Origin of the sequence: Methylobacterium mesophilicum (genome assembly GCF_036441335.1) — a bacterium.
Taxonomy (GTDB): Bacteria; Pseudomonadota; Alphaproteobacteria; order Rhizobiales; family Beijerinckiaceae; genus Methylobacterium; species Methylobacterium mesophilicum_B.
Genome location: NZ_MLBW01000009.1, coordinates 1 through 16,126 on the forward strand (window position 1 = coordinate 1; position 16,126 = coordinate 16,126).

The window sequence follows — 16,126 nt, forward strand, 5'->3', positions numbered from 1 at the left end:
CCGTCATCCGCCGCCGCGCCGGGACCAGGTGCTCCCTGCTCCATGCCCTCGCTGGCGCGCTGCGCCGCGAGCCCGAGTTCTGCCGCCTCCTCGTCTGCCGCAGCGCCCTTCATGGGCGCAGGAGCCCTCACGCCCCGGCGCGGGTCGCGCGCTGGCCGCGGGCACACCCGCAGGTCCGGCGCGGCTTCGATGTCCGCCCGGCCCCGGCTACCTGCAGGCCTCGGCCCGCTTGTCGATCAGGCCGCGCAGCCCGGAGAGGCTGATCTCCTCCGTGATGGCCTCGTGCCATCGGTCCAGCAGGCGGATGCTGAAGCGTCGACCGGCCAGAATATCTCTCAACACGTCCCCGTTCAGCGCGATCACGCCGGCGTCCTGCATCTGCGCTGTGGGAAACATCGCGTTCGAGACAGGTCCGTCGTCGATTCGATACTGATAATTGAAGATGGAATTCTTCGGCAGGCCGGTGATCTCGACGCGATCGCCGACGATCTGGATGCGCGACCGCGCCTTCGGCGCCAGAACGCAGGCGGCGTCCCCGCTCGACGCGCCCGCCGCCTTCCTGAGCACCCAGTCGCCCTCGCCGGCGACCGTCTGTCCGGCCTCCTGAGCGTGGCCGAGGCCCGCGACAAGGCAGAGCGCGACGGCGCAGATCGTGACCCTCATGAACGACATCCCCGCTTCACCTGCCGGTCCGGCCCTGGGCCCAACATCGGTCGCGCGGCGGCGCCGTCGATCTGAGACACATGCGCCCGGTCACCGGCAGGCGCGCTCCGGCGGATCCGCGATCGGGTCCGCCCCGCCTCCGCGGCTCCTCTGCGACTCCTCCGAAGCCCTCTGCGGCCCTACGGCGTCACGCCGGCCGACCGGAGCCGCGCCGCGAGGCGCGGATACACGCGCAGCGCGTTCCCGGCGTAGATCTTGGCCCGGTCCGCGTCCGGGATCGCCGCGGCCTCGACGTAGCGCTTGGTGTCGTCGTAGGCGTGACCGGTCTCGGGATCGACGCCGTTCACCGCGCCGACCATCTCGGAGGCGAACAGCACGTTCTCGCGCGGGACGACCTTGAGCAGCAGGTCGATGCCGGGCTGATGGTAGACGCAGGTGTCGAAGAAGACGTTGCGCATCAGCTCGGACAGCGGCGGCCGCTTCATGTCCTGGGCCAGCCCCCGGTAGCGCCCCCAGTGATAGGGCACGGCACCGCCGCCGTGCGGGATGATCAGGCGCAGCGTCGGGAAGTCCTTGAACAGGTCCGAGGTCACGAACTGCATGAAGGCGGTGGTGTCGCCGTTGATGTAGTGCGCGCCGGTCGCGTGGAAGTTGGGATTGGCCGAGGCGCTGACATGCACCATGCCGGGCACGTCGAGCTCGACCATCTTCTCCCAGAGCGGGTACCAGAACCGGTCGGAGAGCGGCGGATCGGTCCAGTAGCCCCCGGACGGGTCCGGGTTGACGTTGCAGCCGACGAAGCCGAGCTCCCGGACGCAGCGCTCGAGCTCGGCCGTGCAGTTCTTCGGCGAGACACCCGGCGTTTGCGGCAGCTGGCAGACGCCGACGAAGTTCTGCGGCATCAGGCTCGTCACCCGGTGGATCATGTCGTTCGACACGATCGACCAGTCGAGGCTGGTGCGGGCGGTGCCGATATGGTGGCCCATCCCGCCGGCCCGCGGCGAGAACAGCGCCAGGGAGATGCCGCGTTCGGACTGGAGCTTGAGCTGCCGCCCGCTCACGCTGGCGCGCACCGCGTCGTCGCTGACCCGCAGGTCCGACGGCTTGGGGGACTGGCCCGGGTCGTTGAGCGCGCCGATCTGGCGCTTGCGCCAGTCCAGCAGGGCGGCCGGCTCGGTGGTGTAGTGCCCGTGGCAGTCGATCACCAGACCCGTGTAGCGCGACGGCTCGGCCCGCGCCGCGCCGGCCGTCATCGCCGCCGCCCCCAGCCCCGCGAGGCGGCCCATGAAGCCGCGGCGGGGCAGGCAGCACGCGCACCGGGCGCCGGCGGCCGGTCCGGCCGCACCGGGATCCACCGCGCCGATCATCGCGCGCCGCCCTCCGGCAGGGCGGCGCGCTTGCGCAGGACCATGTCGCCCCGGAACAGGAACTTCTGCGCCCGCTTCCCGGTGTCGACCTCGGTGGTGAAGACGTTGCCCTTGGAATCGATGGCGAGGTTGTGGACCCAGTGGAAGTCGCCGGCCATCCGGCCGTTGCGGCCGAAGCGGCCGAGGACCTCGCCGGTGTCGCGGCTCAGGGTGCGGACCTCGTTGTTGGCCCCGTCGGCGTTGAGCAGGTAGGTCTGGCGCTCGTCCGGCCACAGCGCGAGCTCCCAGACCGAGCCGTTGGCCCGGGTGTTCTTCTCGACGAACATCTCCTTCACGAAGGTGCCGTCCTTCCTGAACACCTGAATCCGGTCGTTGGTCCGGTCGCAGACGTAGACGAGGCCGTCGCGGGCGATCTGCACGCAGTGTACCGGGTTGGCGAATTGCTGGGACGGGGCCGCCGCCGGATCGTAGGGGCCGAGCTTGTCGTCGGTCGGCGGCCTGCCGTAGGCCCCCCACATCCGCTTGAACGCGCCGGTCTCCGCGTCGAACACGATGACGCGGTGGTTGTAGTAGCCGTCGGCCACGTAGAGCTCGTTCGTCTCCGGGTCGACCATCATGCCGGCCGGCTTGCCGAGGCGGCTCGTGTCCCGGCTGTCGGTCTGCGGCCCCTGCTTGCCGATCTGCAGCACGAACTTGCCGTCCGGCGTGAACTTCAGGATCTGGCCGTCGGTGTCGCCGTTGCCGGCCAGCCAGACGAAGCCCTTGTGGTCGATGTGGATGCCGTGCTCGTTCTGGGGCCACTGATAGCCCTCGCCCGGGCCGCCCCAGGACTTCACCAGGCGCCCGGCCTGGTCGAAGACGAGGACCGGCGGCGCCGGCTTGCAGCAGCGGGTGCGGGGCGGATCGAGGCTCGCGGCCTTCTCGTCGTCGGTGAGGGTGCGCGGCCGCTGGATGACCCAGACGTTGTCCTGCGCGTCGACCGCGACGCCCGCCGCCTGACCCATGATCCAGTCGTTCGGCAGGCGCTGCGGCCAGGCCGGATCGACCTCGAAGCGCAGCGGCTCCTCGGCGACGGCGGGACAGGCGAATGTCAGGGCGGCCGCAGCCGTCAGCTGACGCAGCACGCGTCGCAGCATCTCGGTTTCCTCTCCCGGTTCTTATTCAATTCGTGTCGCTATCAGAGGCTGAAAGGCGATCCTCGTCCAGCATCGCGCAGCATATCCCGGTCACATCGCGCTACGCATGCGCCGGGTTGTTCCTGGCGCACGGCCGCGGCCGTCGCCGGGGCGCCCGGCGTCGCCCTCTAGGAGGTCGGGTAGCCGAGCGCGGCCCGGAAGCGGTTCTTGACGTGGACGCCGTCCCGCGGCGGCAGGACGCGCGGCGGGGTCTCGGGCCGGATCTTGATCGCCGCGAAGGTCGGGCCCGCGCGGGCGGCGACCCGGTCGCGCAGGGCGTCGAGGCCGGCGCTGTCGGCGATCGCCCGGCTCCACGGGAAGCCGCAGGCGTCGGCGACCCGCTCCAGCGCGAGGCCGCGGCCGGCGTGGCTCGCCTGCATGCCGGTCTCGCCGTAATGGCCGTTGTCGAGGACCGCGACGGTCAGGTTCGGCGGTCGCTGCAGGGCGATCGTCGCGAGCCCGCCGAGCCCCATCAGCATCTCGCCGTCGCCGGTGATCACCAGGACCGGCCGCGCCGGCTGGGCGCGGGCGAGGCCGAGGCCGACCATGCCGGCCGAGCCCATCGCCGCCCACAGGTAGTAGTTCCCGGGATGATCGCCCGCCGCCATCACGTCGTAGGAGGGCGAGCCGAGCCCGGTGATGACCAGCAGATCGTCCCGGCCGGCCAGGAGCCGCGCCACGGCCTCCCGGCGCTCCAGCGGCCCGCCCGCGCTCACCTCAGCCACGACTTCTCTCCGATCAGCCGCTGCCCCAGCAGCAGGGCGCAGGCGGCGTTGCCCTCGAACGCCATGGTGGCGGCGCCGTGCAGGAGCGGCGCGACGGCGTCCGGCGCGTCGGCCCGCCACGTCATCACGCCCATGAGCTTCAGCGACGCCTCGGTGGCCTGCCCCATGGGGTTCTGCCAGGGATTGAACTCGGCCCAGTCGCCGCGCATCGTGACGACCATGAGGAGCGGGAAGCCGCCGCAGGCCGGCAGCGCCAGGGTGTTGATGCAGTTGCCGACGCCGCTCGATTGCAGCAGCAGCGCCCCGCGCTGCCCCCCGAGCCAGGCCCCCGCGAGGTAGCCGATCCCTTCCTCTTCGGTGGTCAGCACGACGGCGTGGATGTCCGGGTCGGCCTCGGCGAGCCGGATCGCGGTCGCGTGCCCCGCGTCGGGCACGTAGGCCACGTGCCGGACGCCCGCCGCCTTGAGCCCGCGGAAGACGTCGCGGCGCCAGTCCGTCGCGCGGTCCGGTTCCTGTGCCGTCATCGCCCCGGTCATGGCCCCCGTCATCCCTGCCGCCCGGCCGGTCGGTCGTGGTCGACCCCGCCGGTTCGGGATGGATCGTAGAGGCGCCGGCCCGGCCCGGGCCAATAGCAATCGGTGAAACGAGAGATGCCGCCGATGTCTAGCTCGGGCAGCTAGGCTCGAGCGTCCCGGCCTGCATCGTCGGCCGCCCGCGACGCGTCCAGCACCTGGCCCATCCAGACGCCGCGCGCGGCGAGATCGGCCGCGATCCCGATCACCGTCTCGCCCACGAGGCGCGCGGCGCGGCTCACCGGCCGGTCGGCGGGATAGGCGACGACCAGCTCGCGGGTCGGACTGGGATCCGTGAGCGGCGCCGCCGTGAGGTCGCCCGCCGCCACCATGGCGTGGACCGGCGCCAACGGCAGCACGGTGGCCCCGATCCCGGCGCGCACCAGGTTGATCAGAGACTGGAACGAGTCCGCCTCGACGACGACCCGGAGCTCGATGCCGGCCCGCCGGGCGCAATCGTGGGCGATGTCGCGCAGCATGTGGCCGGGGCTCGGCAGGACGAGGTCCATGCCGGCGAGGCGGGCGAAGGGCACGGGCGCGCCCGGTTCCTCCCGCCCGCCCGGGCCGACGAGGAGCAGCGTCTCGATCATGATCGGGACGATGCGCAGCGTGTGCAGGCGGCGCGGGTTGTACGACACGGCCACGTCGATCTGCCCGCGCTGCAGCCAGTCGAGGATGTGCCCGCTATAGGCCGCGCTCAGCCGGACCGCGAGGTCGGGATGCGTGCGCCGGAGCGCCGTGACGAGCGGCACCGTCACGATCTCGGCGACGGTCGGCGTGGTGCCGACCGAGACCGTCCCCCGGAACGACGCGCGCCCGGACGCGACCGTGTCGCGGATGGCCTCCATCTCGGCCATCACCCGGCTCGCGTGCACCAGCACCTCGCGCCCGGTCTCGGTGATGACCATCCCGCGCCCGTGGCGCTCGAACAGGTAGGCGCCGAGTTCCTGCTCCAGCTGGCGGATCTGCCGGCTGAGGGCGGGCTGGGCGATGTTGAGCCGGTCGGCCGCCTTGCTGACGCTGCCGAGTTCGGCGACGTGGAGCAGGGTTCTGAGCTGCGCGATGTCCATGGCGCTCCACGCGGCGGCCGGGTCCTGCAGCATTACCGGCCGGGATCCGGGCGCGTTCCCCGGCCCGCCATGCCCGGCCCGCCATGCCCGGCCCAGCGCGCTCCGTGTCGGGGGCCGCGCGCGATCGCGGGCCGGTATAGTCCCGGGCGATAGCAGGTATACCGAAAGGGTCTTACCGTTGACCGCCGCCGCGGCTCGATAAGGGGTCCGCACGTCCGAGTCTCCCGGACCGAAGCGCCGGGCCTCGGACCCACGCCTGCAGGCACGACGACCGCCCGGCGCGACCGGGCGGCGATCGCCGCCGCGGTCAACGAGGAAGCGCCATGATCGGCTCGCGCAGGTTCGCGGTCTACGGGGGCCTCTTCCTGCTCACCGTCGTGAGCTACGTCGACCGCGTGAACCTCTCGGTCGCGGCGGCACCGATCGCCGCCACGTTCAGCCTGTCGCCGATCCAGCTGGGCTACGTGTTCTCGGCGTTCCTCTGGACCTACGTGCTGCTCCTCATCCCGATGGGCATCGCCGCCGACCGGTTCGGCGGCCGCACCCTCACGGCCGCCGCGCTGGCCATCTGGTCGCTGGCGGCGGTCTGGACGGGGCTCGCCGCCTCGCTGCCGGCCCTGTACCTGGCCCGGCTGACGCTCGGGGCCGGCGAGGCGGCGAACTATCCCGCCGGCGGCCACATCGCCTGCGCCTGGGCCCCGCGGGACGAGCGCGGATTCGCCACCGCCTGCCTGAACAGCGGGTCCTACGCGGGGCTGTGCCTCGGGGCGCCCCTCGTCGGCTGGCTCGTCACGGTCTTCGGCTGGCGGGAATCGTTCTGGATCGCCGGCGGCCTCGGGCTCGTCCTGGCCGCCGCGTGGTTCGCCCTGTACCGGGCGCCGGAGGCGGCCGCGTGGCTGACCGACGCGGAGCGCGCCCACATCCTGAGGCATCGCGGCCCGCAGGGGCGCACCGCGGGCGCGGCATCCGGCCCGCCCGTCGCGCGTCTCCTGCGCAGCCCGTCGATGTGGGCGCTCGCGATCACGCAGGGCTGCACCGTCTACACCAGCTACCTGTTCATGACCTGGCTGCCGAACTACCTCGCGGTGAGCCGCGGCCTCGACGTGCTGAGGAGCAGCCTGTTCACCGCGATCCCCTACGGCATCGCCGCGCTGGTCGGCCTCGCCATGGGCGCCCTGAGCGACCGGCTCCTGCGGCGGCCCGGGGCGACGCCCGCCGACCGGCGCAAGCTGATCGCCGGACTCCTCCTCGCCTCGTCGGTCATCCTCGCCACGCCGCTGGTCCAGCCGGTCTGGCTCATCCTCTGCCTGTTCGGAGTGTCGCTGAGCTGCGTCGGGACCGTGGCCGGCCTCAACATCGCCCTCACCGCCGACCTCCTGGAGGACGGCGCCGCCAACGGCGCGGCGGTCAGCCTGCTCATCGTCGGCGGGAATACGTTCGGCCTCGCCGCCCCCATCGTCACCGGCTACGTCGTGGCGGGCACCGGCGGCTTCGCCGGCGCGTTCCTGATCGCGGGCGCGCTGCTCCTGGCGGGGGCGCTGGTCGTCCTGCTCGGCGCGCGGCGTCCGATCCGCGCGGCGGCCCCGCCGCTGCCCGCCGCGTCGGTCCCCCTGCGCGCCGCGCGCCCCTGACCGATGACCGCGCTCACCTTCGCGGCCGTGTCGCGGAACTACTTCAACCTCCCGGTCTGGATCGCGCAGCACGCCGGCCTGTTCGCCGACGAGGGCCTCGCCGTGGCGATCGAGCTCCACGAGGGCGTCGATGCCGTGACCGAGCGGCTGCGCGACGGGCGGGTCGACCTCGCCTACGGCATCACCGAGCACGTCGTCCTCGACCGGGAGGCCGGGGGCCACCTCACGATCGTCGGTGGCAACGTCAACAAGCTGCCGTTCTCCCTGATCGCCCGCCCGGAGATCCGGGACGTGTCGGGCCTGCGCGGCAAGGTGATCGGCGTCTCGTCCCTGGAGGCGGGCAGCTCGTCCCTGGTGATGAAGCTGCTCGCGGCCCGCGGGCTCACCTATCCCGGCGACTACACGTTGCGGGCCGTCGGCCCCATCCTGGCGCGGTGGGAGCTGCTCCAGAGCGGCGCGATCGACGCCGGCCTGCAGGGCGCCCCGCTCGACGCCGTCGCGATCGACGCGGGTTACAGCGTCGTGTGCGATCCCCGCGCGGACGTCCCGGACTTCCAGTTCACGTCCTTGAACGTCGACGCGCGCTGGGCCGCGGCGAACGCGGCGATCCTCACGCGCTTCCTGCGGGCGTTCGTGCGCGCCCACGCGTTGTTCTACCGGGATCCGGACGCCGCGACCCGCGTCGCGGCGATCGAGACCGGCGTGGCGCCCGCCTACCTCACCAGGGCGTGGCAGACCTACACGGACGAAGCGATCTTCCCCCGCGACGGCGACGCGAGCACCGCCGCGGTCCAGGCCCTGATCGAGGTCAGCGCGCTGATCCGCGCGTTGCCGAACCGCCGTCATTCGGAGGCGGACCGCTACATCGACCGGCGCTACCTGCGCGCGGCGCACCGCTCCTTGCCGTGACGCTCGCACCTTCCTGAGGCCCGACCGGTCGCCGTCCGCCCGTCAGAGCGCGCCCGCGCGGCCACCGCCCGGGACCTGCCGCGGGCGCGCAACGTCGTGCTGGTCCGAGGTGATCGCGCTCCCGCAGGCGTCCGGTCAGCCCGGCCGGCGCTGACCGGACGCGTCGCCGCGGGCCGAACCCGGGCGCTTCCCGATCCCGTCCGGGGTTCCCATGCCGGTCCGGGCGGCGGGGTGGGGGCTGGGCTGCGTGCGGCGAAGGTCCCGGGATGTCCGGACGCGGTCCCTCAGCCCTACCTACCGGTCATCGGGCCGAAACGGATCTGGAGCGCGCGCATGCAGGACATCCCGTTGGGGGCGAAGGGGAGCTTCGCCATGCTGGTCGGGCCGTCACATCTGGCCAGCCAGTTCAAGGACAACATCCTGCCGCCGGTCTTCGCCACGCCGATGATGGTGCTGATCATGGAGAACGCGGCGCTGAACGCCGTCCGCCAGTACCTCGATCCGGGCGAGAGCGCCGTCGGTACGAAGGTCGACGTGACCCACATGGCGGCGACCCCGGTCGGGCACCGCGTCCGGGCAGAGGCCGAGGTGGTCGGCGTCGCCGGCCGCCAGATCCAGTTCCGCGTCGCCGCCTGGGACGAGGCCGAGCAGATCGGGACCGGAACGCACGAGCGCATGATCGTCGACATCGAGCGGCTCGGCAAACGTCTCGCCGGCAAACAGCCCGCGGCGTCGAAGCGGGCGTAGAGTCCAGGCCGCCGCCCCCGACTTCCGTGGGGCCGGCGAGCCTGGCTCGGTGCCGACGGGCCTCGACGCTCAATCCGGGCGGTCCGCGCGCGCGGCGTCGGTCTGCCGCACCGCGACGGCCGCCCTGATCGCCTCGTAATCGGCCTTCTTCAGGACGCGCCGGGTCACGAGATCCTCCGGGGACCCGTAGGGCCGGAACGCGACGATCCTGCGCCCGATCATGCCGGCCCCGAGGGCATTCAGCTCCTCGACGGACGCCGTGTTGAGGTCGACGCCCTGGCCCGGAGAGGCCGGCGGATGGCCGGAGCCCGGCGCGCCCTCGGCCTGCGTCTGCGGCGGCGTCGGCCTCGCCGCCCCGCTCGCCGCGGCCGCGGCGCTCACCGGGCCGCTCGCCGCGCCGGCCCGGGCCGAGTCCGCCCCGGAGCTGCGCTGGCGCCTGTCCTCCGCCTACGCCAAGACGCTCGACATCCTGTACGGCGCGCCCGAGGCGCTCAGCCGGATCGTCGCCGAGGCCACCGACGGGCGCTTCCAGATCCAGGTCCAGGGGCCCGGCGAGCCGGTCCCGGCCGAGGGTCTCCTCGACGCCGTGGCCGCCGGCACCGTCGAGATGGGCCACGGGCCGGCGACCCTCGGCATGGCCAAGGACCCGACCTTCGCGCTGGCGACCGCGGTGCCCTTCGGCCTCAACGCCCGGGGCGCCGCCGCGTGGTGGCAGGCGGGCGGCGCCGCCGAACTGTTCGCCGAGGTCTTCGCCAAGGCCGGGCTGGTCTGCCTGCCGGGCGGCAACACCGGTGCCCAGATGGGCGGCTGGTTCCGCCGCGAGATCAAGAGCCTGTCCGACCTGCAGGGGCTGAAGTTCCGGATCGGCGGCATGGGCGGCCAGGTGCTCGCCAAGTTCGGCGTCCAGCCGCAGGCGGTGCCGGGCCCCGAGATCTACGCGGCCCTGGAGAGCAAGAAGCTCGACGCCGCCGAGTGGATCGGCCCCTACGACGACGAGCGGCTCGGCCTGCAGAAGGTCGCGCCGATCTACCACTATCCCGGCTTCTGGGAGGGCGGCGCCATGCTGCACTTCTGGTTCAACGCCGAGAAGTGGAAGGCGCTGCCGAAATCCTACCAGGGGATCCTCAGGGCCGCGGCCGCCGAGGTCGGCGCCGACGTCCAGGCCAAGTACGACGCCCGCAACCCGCAGGCCCTGCGCCGGCTGGTGGCCGGGGGCGCGCAGCTGCGGCCGTTCCCCCAGGACGTCATGGAGGCCGCCCTCAAGAACGCCAACGACGTCTACGCCGAGATGGCCGCCAAGAACGCCGATTTCCGCCGCGTCTACGAGGCGATGCGGACCTTCCGGAACGAGGAGTACCTCTGGTTCCAGGTGGCGGAGTACACCTACGACAACTTCATGATCCGCGCCCGGGCGCGGGGCTGAGGCGCGCGCCGCCGCGGGAGGCCGGCGCGGTGCCGGAAGGCGCGGCAAAGATGGGGACGTCGGGGCCGCGCCCGATTGCAACGCGGTCGGGAACGGCTCTAGCGTCCGGCACGGCATCGGCGAGGGGAGGGCTGCATGTTCGGGACGCTGCGGGTCGGATTGGCGCTGCTCGGGGCGGCGCTGCCCCTCCACGCCCTCGCACAATCGGCCGCCAACCTGTCGGCCCTGCGCGGGCTCGTCCCGGTGGCCCGGCTGCAGACCACGCCCGACGGCAAGGCGGCGCTCGACGCGAACCTGCGGGTCACCGGCGATATCCAGACCGGCGCGCTGACGCAGCCGACGCTCCTGCCGTTCCCCGAGCAGCAGCAGCTCGCCCTGCGGGACTGCTTCATCACCGACGGCAACGCCGCCAACCTCGCCGACGGCCTCGGCACCGCGCTCGCCCAGGCGTACCACGCCAAGGCGACCTACAGCGACTACAAGACCTTCACCAGCATCGCGCCGGCGGTCGCCAACCTGATCGGCTACACCAACAACGTGACCAAGTCGGATTCGAATTCCGGCAAGTACTTCTTCGCCAACGCCACCACGAACGGCAAGCACCCGGTCTCGGAAGAGGCCGCCGCGATCCTGTCGAACGGCGCCGTCACCGACGTGTTCGGCAAGGCCTATGACCGGCCTGCCGGCAGCCCCGGCGCCGACCGCTACGGCAATTCGCGGCCGTTCCAGACGCTGCCGCGCCTCCTCTCCTACCGCGGCAAGGACTATTTCGGCGACGCGTCCGACAGCCTCGACTGGCTGCGCGGCCCCTCGCAGGACCTCGTGAACAGCCCGTCCTACCCGAGCGGTCACACCACTTACGGCTACACCGAGTCCATGGTGCTCGCGCTGCTCGTGCCCGAGCGCTACCAGCAGATGGTCGCCCGCGCCGCCGAGTACGGCAACGACCGGATCATCGTCGGCGCCCACTACGCCATGGACGTTCTGGGCGGCCGCGCGACCTCGCTGCACGCCCTCGCGCACCTGCTCGCCAACGATCCGGCCTATGTCGGCCAGATCCGGAAGAATCCGGCCGTCCTCGACAAGGCGTCGGCCGAGGCCGACAGGACGGTCGGCGTGACGGATTACCGCGCGCTCCTGACGGAGGCGCGCGCGGCGATGGCCGAGGCGCTGAAGGCCGGCTGCGGCGACACGGTGGCGGCCTGCGCGGCGAAGGATAGCGGCCGGTTCAAGGACGCGGCCGCCAACGCGGCCTTCTACGCGGCAACCCAGACCTACGGCCTGCCGGTGGTGCACCCGGACACCGCCGGCCGGCGGGAGGACGTGGGCAAGATCGCGCCGGAGGCCGGCCACCTGCTGACCGCGGCCTTCCCGGCGCTGACGCTCGACGAGGCCAACGCGATCCTCACCGAGACGCAGGGACCGGGCGGCGGCTTCCTCGACGACGGTTCGGAATTCGGCGTCTACGCGCGCCTCGACCTCTACACGGCCGGCGGCAAGGCCGCCGCGCTGGCGGCCAGCCGCGCGGGAGCGGGCGCGACGCGCTGACGCGCCCTGAGCGCCTGGCCCGGTCGGGCAGCGCGCTGACCCTCACCGCTCCGGTGGACGGGCCGGACCGGGGCTCGCGCCTGCTCCGGACAGAAAAAAGGCCACTCCCGAAGGAGCGGCCCGAAGTCTAGGGAGGAAACGCCCAAGAAGGGCTGCGAGAGGGCGACGCCATCGCCGTCCCGCGCTGCACAATCTGCGCTCCCGGTCGGAAAATTCAAGAGCATCAGGACAGCAGGGCTGTCCTTTCGTGCGCCCGCGCACGCATCCTCGTGGGCCTGTGTTGAAAATGTCGCAGACTGTCGGGCGCGATCGAAATCTGCATTGCCCCGGCAGGGCACGATTGATCGCCCTGCAAGTCCCTGATGAGGCGGGGTTTCGGTGCGACGAGCCGGTGTTCGGCCGGGCGTCTCGACTGCGGCTTTTCATCCGCCCCGTCGGGACGGACGAACTTCCCGCCCGCTCTACCTTCTCCGGCCAAGGTTCCGGCGCGGCGCGCCAAGCAAGGGGCAGGTGAGCATGGCGATCCAGGGCGAGCGGATCCGGATCCTCAACGACGTCGAGCCGCGCGGAGACGGCGCCTACGTGCTGTATCTGCTGCAGCAGGCCAACCGTGCGACGTTCAACCCGGCCCTCGAACTCGCCATCGAGGAGGCGAACCGCCTCGACCTGCCGGTCGTCGCCTGCTTCGGCCTGCTCGACGGCGCCAGCGGCTTTCCCGAGGCCAACGCCCGGCACTACGCCTTCCTGCTCCAGGGTCTCGCGGACGCGAAGGCGGGGCTGGAGAAGCGCGGGATCGGCTTCGTCATGCGCAAGTGCTCGCCCGCCGAGATCGCCATCGCCCTCGCCGAGGACGCCGCGCTCCTCGTGCTCGACCGCGGCTACCTCGCGATCCAGAAGCGCTGGTACCGGGAGATCGCCGGGGCGGTGAAGACGCGGGTCGTCCAGGTCGAGGGCGACGTGGTCGTGCCGGTCGAGACGGCCTCGCCGAAGCACGAGTACGCCGCCCGGACGCTGCGGCCGAAGCTGAACCGGCTGTGGGACCCGTTCCTGGCGGCGCTCAAGCCCCGCAGGGTGAAGCGCGCGGCCGATCGCCTGACGCTGAAGAGCGCGATCGACGTCTCCGACCCGGAGGCGGTGCTCGCCGGGATGACCCTCGACCGGGAGGTCGGCCCGGTGAAGCGCTTCACCGGGGGCGAGACGCAGGCCCGCAAGCGCCTGAGGGCGTTCCTGAAGGACGGGTTCCCGGGCTACGGCGCGGGGCGCAACATGCCGGAGGCGGCCGCCGCCTCCCACATGAGCCCGTACCTGCATTTCGGTCAGATCTCGCCCGTGGAGATCGCCCTGGCGGTCCGGGAGGCCGAGCGCGGCGACGCCGACGACCGCGGCGCCTACCTGGAGGAGCTGATCGTCCGGCGCGAGCTCGCGATGAACCACGTCTACTACACGGAGGGCTACGACGAGTACGACCGGGCGGTGCCGGACTGGGCGCGCAAGACCCTTGCGGAGCACGCGAAGGACGAGCGCCCCCACGCCTACTCGGAGGCGCAGCTCGCCGCCGGCGAGACGCACGACCGCTACTGGAACGCCGCGATGCGCGAGATGCGCGAGACCGGCTACATGCACAACCAGTTGCGGATGTACTGGGGCAAGAAGATCCTCGAATGGTCGCCGTCGCCCGAGGCGGGCTTCGCCCGGACGCTCCGCCTGAACAACCGCTACTTCCTCGACGGGCGCGACCCGAATTCCTTCACCAACGTCGCCTGGGTGTACGGCCTGCACGACCGGCCCTGGCAGAAGCGCAAGATCTTCGGCACGGTCCGCTATCAGAGCGAGAACTCGCTCAAGAAATTCGACGCCAAGGCCTATGTGCGGGCGGTCGAGAGGCTCTGCGCCGCCGAGGGCTGAGACGGGACCGCCCCGCCGGCGCGCGGCCGCGACGATATCCTCGCAATCGTCACGCGAGGAGCGGACCGGGCGGCAGCGTAGTGCGACGCTTGTCTCCGCGGGAGCGCAGTCGTTCCGCGCGCACAGGTTTGTGAAGAAACGCTTCCCGGGCCTCGGATGTTTCGAGCGCACTTCCGGCTCACCGCGAGAGGCCGGACAATATCCGGCGACAACTCGGTCGAACCGGGGCCGGATCGCCACTGTGCTCGCGACGAAAGGAGGACGACGATGCGGATGAAGCTGGCAGGCGCGGCACTCCTCGCGCTCGGAACCCTGGCCGCCACGGCCGGTACGGCGGAGGCCGCGCAGGGCTGCGGCCCGGGCTTCCATCGGGGCTGGTCCGGTTGGTGCAAGCCGAACTGGCGCCCCTACGCGTACCGCCCGGTCTACTACGCCCGGCCGGTGGTCTACGGCTGGCACCGCCCCTGGGGCTGGCACCATCGCTGGGGCTGGCGTCACGCGGGCTGGCACCGCCCCTGGGGCTGGCATCACCACGGCGGCTGGCGCCGGGCCGCCTGGCACTACAGATGGTGATCGGGTGAGCCGGCGGGGCCGGCGCGCGGGTGCCGGCCCCGCCCATCCCGCGAAAGGGGGGCTTTCCTTGACCGTTGCGCTATAGCGTCCGCTCAGACTGCGCGGACGAGGTGCTCATTCATGGTCGAGAAGCGGGACGACGTGCGGGAAACGACGGATGCCCCGCCCCCGCAACGGTCGCGCTACCGCCGCTCGATCATGCGCCTGCGGTCGGCCTCGATGGAGGCCTATCCGCTCTGGCGCGGGCGGCTGCTCTTCCTCGTGGGCGGCATCGGCGTGGGCCTCGCCGCCGTGCTGATGGCCAAGGGTGCCGACCTCGCGCAGGAGGGGTTCCGCCGGCTCACGGCGCCGTCGCCGCTGATCGCCCTGGTGCTGACGCCCGCGGGCTTCGCCCTCGCGGCGCTCCTGGCCCTCACGGTCTTCCCGAACTCGCAGGGGTCCGGCATCCCGCAGGTGATCGCCGCCCGCCACGCGCGGGATACCGGCTTCCGCTACTCGCTGATCTCGCCGCGCGTGGCCTTCGGCAAGGTGCTGGTCCTGTTCCTGGGCCTGTTCTGCGGCGCCTCGGCGGGCCGCGAGGGTCCGACCGTGCAGGTCGGCGCCGCGATCATGGCCGCCTTCGGCCGCCTGACCCCGGAGCGCCTGCCCGGGCTCCTCCTGGCGGGCGGCGCCGCCGGCGTCGCGGCGGCGTTCAACACGCCGCTCGCCGGCATCGTGTTCGGCATCGAGGAGCTGGGACGCGCCTACGAGGCGCGCTCCTCCGGCCTGATCGTGGCCGGGATCGTGGCCGCGGGCCTGACCTCGCTCGGGCTCCTCGGCAACTATACCTATTTCGGCACGACCGACGCCGCCTTGCCGCTGGCGGCCGGCTGGGTGGTCCCGCTCGTCGCCGTGGTCGGCGGTCTCGCGGGCGGTCTCTTCAGCCGCCTCGTGATCCTGTTCGCCCGCGGCCTGCCCGGCGCGGCCGGGCGGATGATCCGGAAGCGGCCCGTGATCTTCGCGGCGGCCTGCGGGCTGTGCGTCGCCCTGTGCGGCCTCGCCTCCGGGGGCGCGGCCTACGGGACCGGCTACGAGGAGGCCAAGGCCATCCTCCACGGCGACGCGGCGGCGGGATGGACCTACGCGCCCCTGAAATTCGCCGCCACCGTGCTGAGCTCGATCAGCGGCATCCCGGGGGGCCTGTTCGCGCCGTCCCTGGCGGTCGGGGCCGGCCTCGGCGGCACGGTCCACGGCCTCCTGCCGGACATGCCCGTGGGCGCCGTCGTGCTGATCGGGATGGTGGCCTACCTGACGGGCGTGCTGCAGGCGCCGATCACCAGCTTCGTCATCGTCACCGAGATGACCCAGAACCACGCGATGGTCATCCCCCTGATGGTCGCGGCGCTCCTGGCCGACGCGGCCTCGAAGGCGATCTGCCGGGGCGGCCTCTACCACACCCTGGCGGAGATCATGCTGGAACGTGCCGACGTGCCGGCACAGCCGGTGGCGAAGACCGGCTGAGTCCGGCACGACCGGCGCGTCCGCACGCGGGTAAGAATAAAAGCGGCCCGGCCCGTGCTGTGCGGAACGGTCTCGCTTGGCGTCGGTTGAGGCAGCAGCATCAAGGCCCCGCGCCGGGGCGCAGCCGGAGTGACGCCATGACCCTTCTGAAATGGGCCCTCATCTGCTTCGTGATCTCGCTGATCGCCGGCGGTCTCGGCTTCACCGGCATCGCCTCCGGCGCCGGCTCGCTGGCCCGCATCCTGTTCGGCCTGTTCCTGCTCATCGCCATCGTGATCGTCGTCATCGCCTTCGCGGTCGGACAGGCGGTGTTCTGAG

16 protein-coding genes are annotated in these 16,126 nt (G+C 72.3%); 9 read left to right on the forward strand and 7 right to left on the reverse strand.

All coding sequences use genetic code 11. The features are described 5' to 3' along the window. Positions 1–207 precede the first annotated feature (207 nt). The 6 genes from MMR14E_RS06745 to MMR14E_RS06770 form a co-directional block, all read right to left on the reverse strand. Positions 208–663, reverse strand: coding sequence for a hypothetical protein (locus MMR14E_RS06745; protein ID WP_331313402.1), 456 nt, complete (start codon positions 661–663; stop codon positions 208–210). Positions 664–842: 179 nt separating this feature from the next. Next, positions 843–1,871: an amidohydrolase family protein gene (locus tag MMR14E_RS06750; protein ID WP_331313571.1), complete on the reverse strand. Its 1,029-nt coding sequence runs from the start codon at positions 1,869–1,871 to the stop codon at positions 843–845. Between the two features lie 155 nt (positions 1,872–2,026). Further along, positions 2,027–3,166 (reverse strand): hypothetical protein, encoded by a 1,140-nt coding sequence (locus MMR14E_RS06755; protein WP_331313403.1) that lies wholly within the window; start codon positions 3,164–3,166, stop codon positions 2,027–2,029. Between the two features lie 167 nt (positions 3,167–3,333). Continuing rightward, positions 3,334–3,930 carry a thiamine pyrophosphate-dependent enzyme gene (locus tag MMR14E_RS06760; RefSeq protein WP_331313404.1) on the reverse strand — a complete coding sequence of 199 codons (597 nt, stop codon included), beginning with the start codon at positions 3,928–3,930 and terminating at the stop codon, positions 3,334–3,336. Further along, on the reverse strand, positions 3,918–4,466 hold the full coding sequence (locus MMR14E_RS06765) for a thiamine pyrophosphate-binding protein (RefSeq protein WP_331313405.1): 549 nt from the start codon (positions 4,464–4,466) through the stop codon (positions 3,918–3,920). The genes MMR14E_RS06760 and MMR14E_RS06765 overlap by 13 nt, the downstream gene beginning before the upstream one ends. Before the next feature lie 140 nt (positions 4,467–4,606). Continuing rightward, complete coding sequence (locus tag MMR14E_RS06770; protein WP_419539314.1) at positions 4,607–5,572, reverse strand: LysR substrate-binding domain-containing protein; 966 nt, start codon at positions 5,570–5,572, stop codon at positions 4,607–4,609. Between the two features lie 323 nt (positions 5,573–5,895). Between MMR14E_RS06770 and MMR14E_RS06775 the strand changes: the two genes are divergently transcribed. From MMR14E_RS06775 to MMR14E_RS06785, 3 genes are all read left to right on the forward strand, one after another. Beyond that, entirely contained in the window at positions 5,896–7,203 is a 1,308-nt protein-coding gene (locus tag MMR14E_RS06775; protein WP_331313407.1) for an MFS transporter, read from the forward strand. A gap of 3 nt (positions 7,204–7,206) precedes the next feature. Then, complete coding sequence (locus MMR14E_RS06780; protein ID WP_331313408.1) at positions 7,207–8,112, forward strand: ABC transporter substrate-binding protein; 906 nt, start codon at positions 7,207–7,209, stop codon at positions 8,110–8,112. A 333-nt stretch (positions 8,113–8,445) separates the two neighbouring features. Further along, positions 8,446–8,859, forward strand: a complete 414-nt coding sequence (locus MMR14E_RS06785) for a thioesterase family protein (protein ID WP_331313409.1) — start codon at positions 8,446–8,448, stop codon at positions 8,857–8,859. Positions 8,860–8,928: 69 nt separating this feature from the next. On the opposite strand, the gene MMR14E_RS06790 is transcribed toward MMR14E_RS06785, so the two are convergent. Further along, complete coding sequence (locus tag MMR14E_RS06790) at positions 8,929–9,081, reverse strand: hypothetical protein (RefSeq protein WP_331313410.1); 153 nt, start codon at positions 9,079–9,081, stop codon at positions 8,929–8,931. A gap of 40 nt (positions 9,082–9,121) precedes the next feature. Between MMR14E_RS06790 and MMR14E_RS06795 the strand changes: the two genes are divergently transcribed. The 6 genes from MMR14E_RS06795 (at position 9,122) to MMR14E_RS06820 (ending at position 16,125) form a co-directional block, all read left to right on the forward strand. Then, positions 9,122–10,282, forward strand: coding sequence for an ABC transporter substrate-binding protein (locus tag MMR14E_RS06795; RefSeq protein ID WP_331313411.1), 1,161 nt, complete (start codon positions 9,122–9,124; stop codon positions 10,280–10,282). Positions 10,283–10,417: 135 nt separating this feature from the next. Then, positions 10,418–11,830, forward strand: a complete 1,413-nt coding sequence (locus MMR14E_RS06800) for a phosphatase PAP2 family protein (RefSeq protein ID WP_331313412.1) — start codon at positions 10,418–10,420, stop codon at positions 11,828–11,830. 516 nt (positions 11,831–12,346) lie between these two features. Next, entirely contained in the window at positions 12,347–13,735 is a 1,389-nt protein-coding gene (locus tag MMR14E_RS06805; protein ID WP_331313572.1) for a deoxyribodipyrimidine photo-lyase, read from the forward strand. A gap of 267 nt (positions 13,736–14,002) precedes the next feature. Further along, positions 14,003–14,308, forward strand: coding sequence for a GCG_CRPN prefix-to-repeats domain-containing protein (locus MMR14E_RS06810; RefSeq protein WP_419539310.1), 306 nt, complete (start codon positions 14,003–14,005; stop codon positions 14,306–14,308). Positions 14,309–14,428: 120 nt separating this feature from the next. Beyond that, positions 14,429–15,808: a chloride channel protein gene (locus MMR14E_RS06815; RefSeq protein WP_331313413.1), complete on the forward strand. Its 1,380-nt coding sequence runs from the start codon at positions 14,429–14,431 to the stop codon at positions 15,806–15,808. Between the two features lie 137 nt (positions 15,809–15,945). Further along, positions 15,946–16,125, forward strand: coding sequence for a DUF1328 domain-containing protein (locus MMR14E_RS06820; RefSeq protein ID WP_010685332.1), 180 nt, complete (start codon positions 15,946–15,948; stop codon positions 16,123–16,125). The last annotated feature ends 1 nt before the right edge of the window (position 16,126 follow it).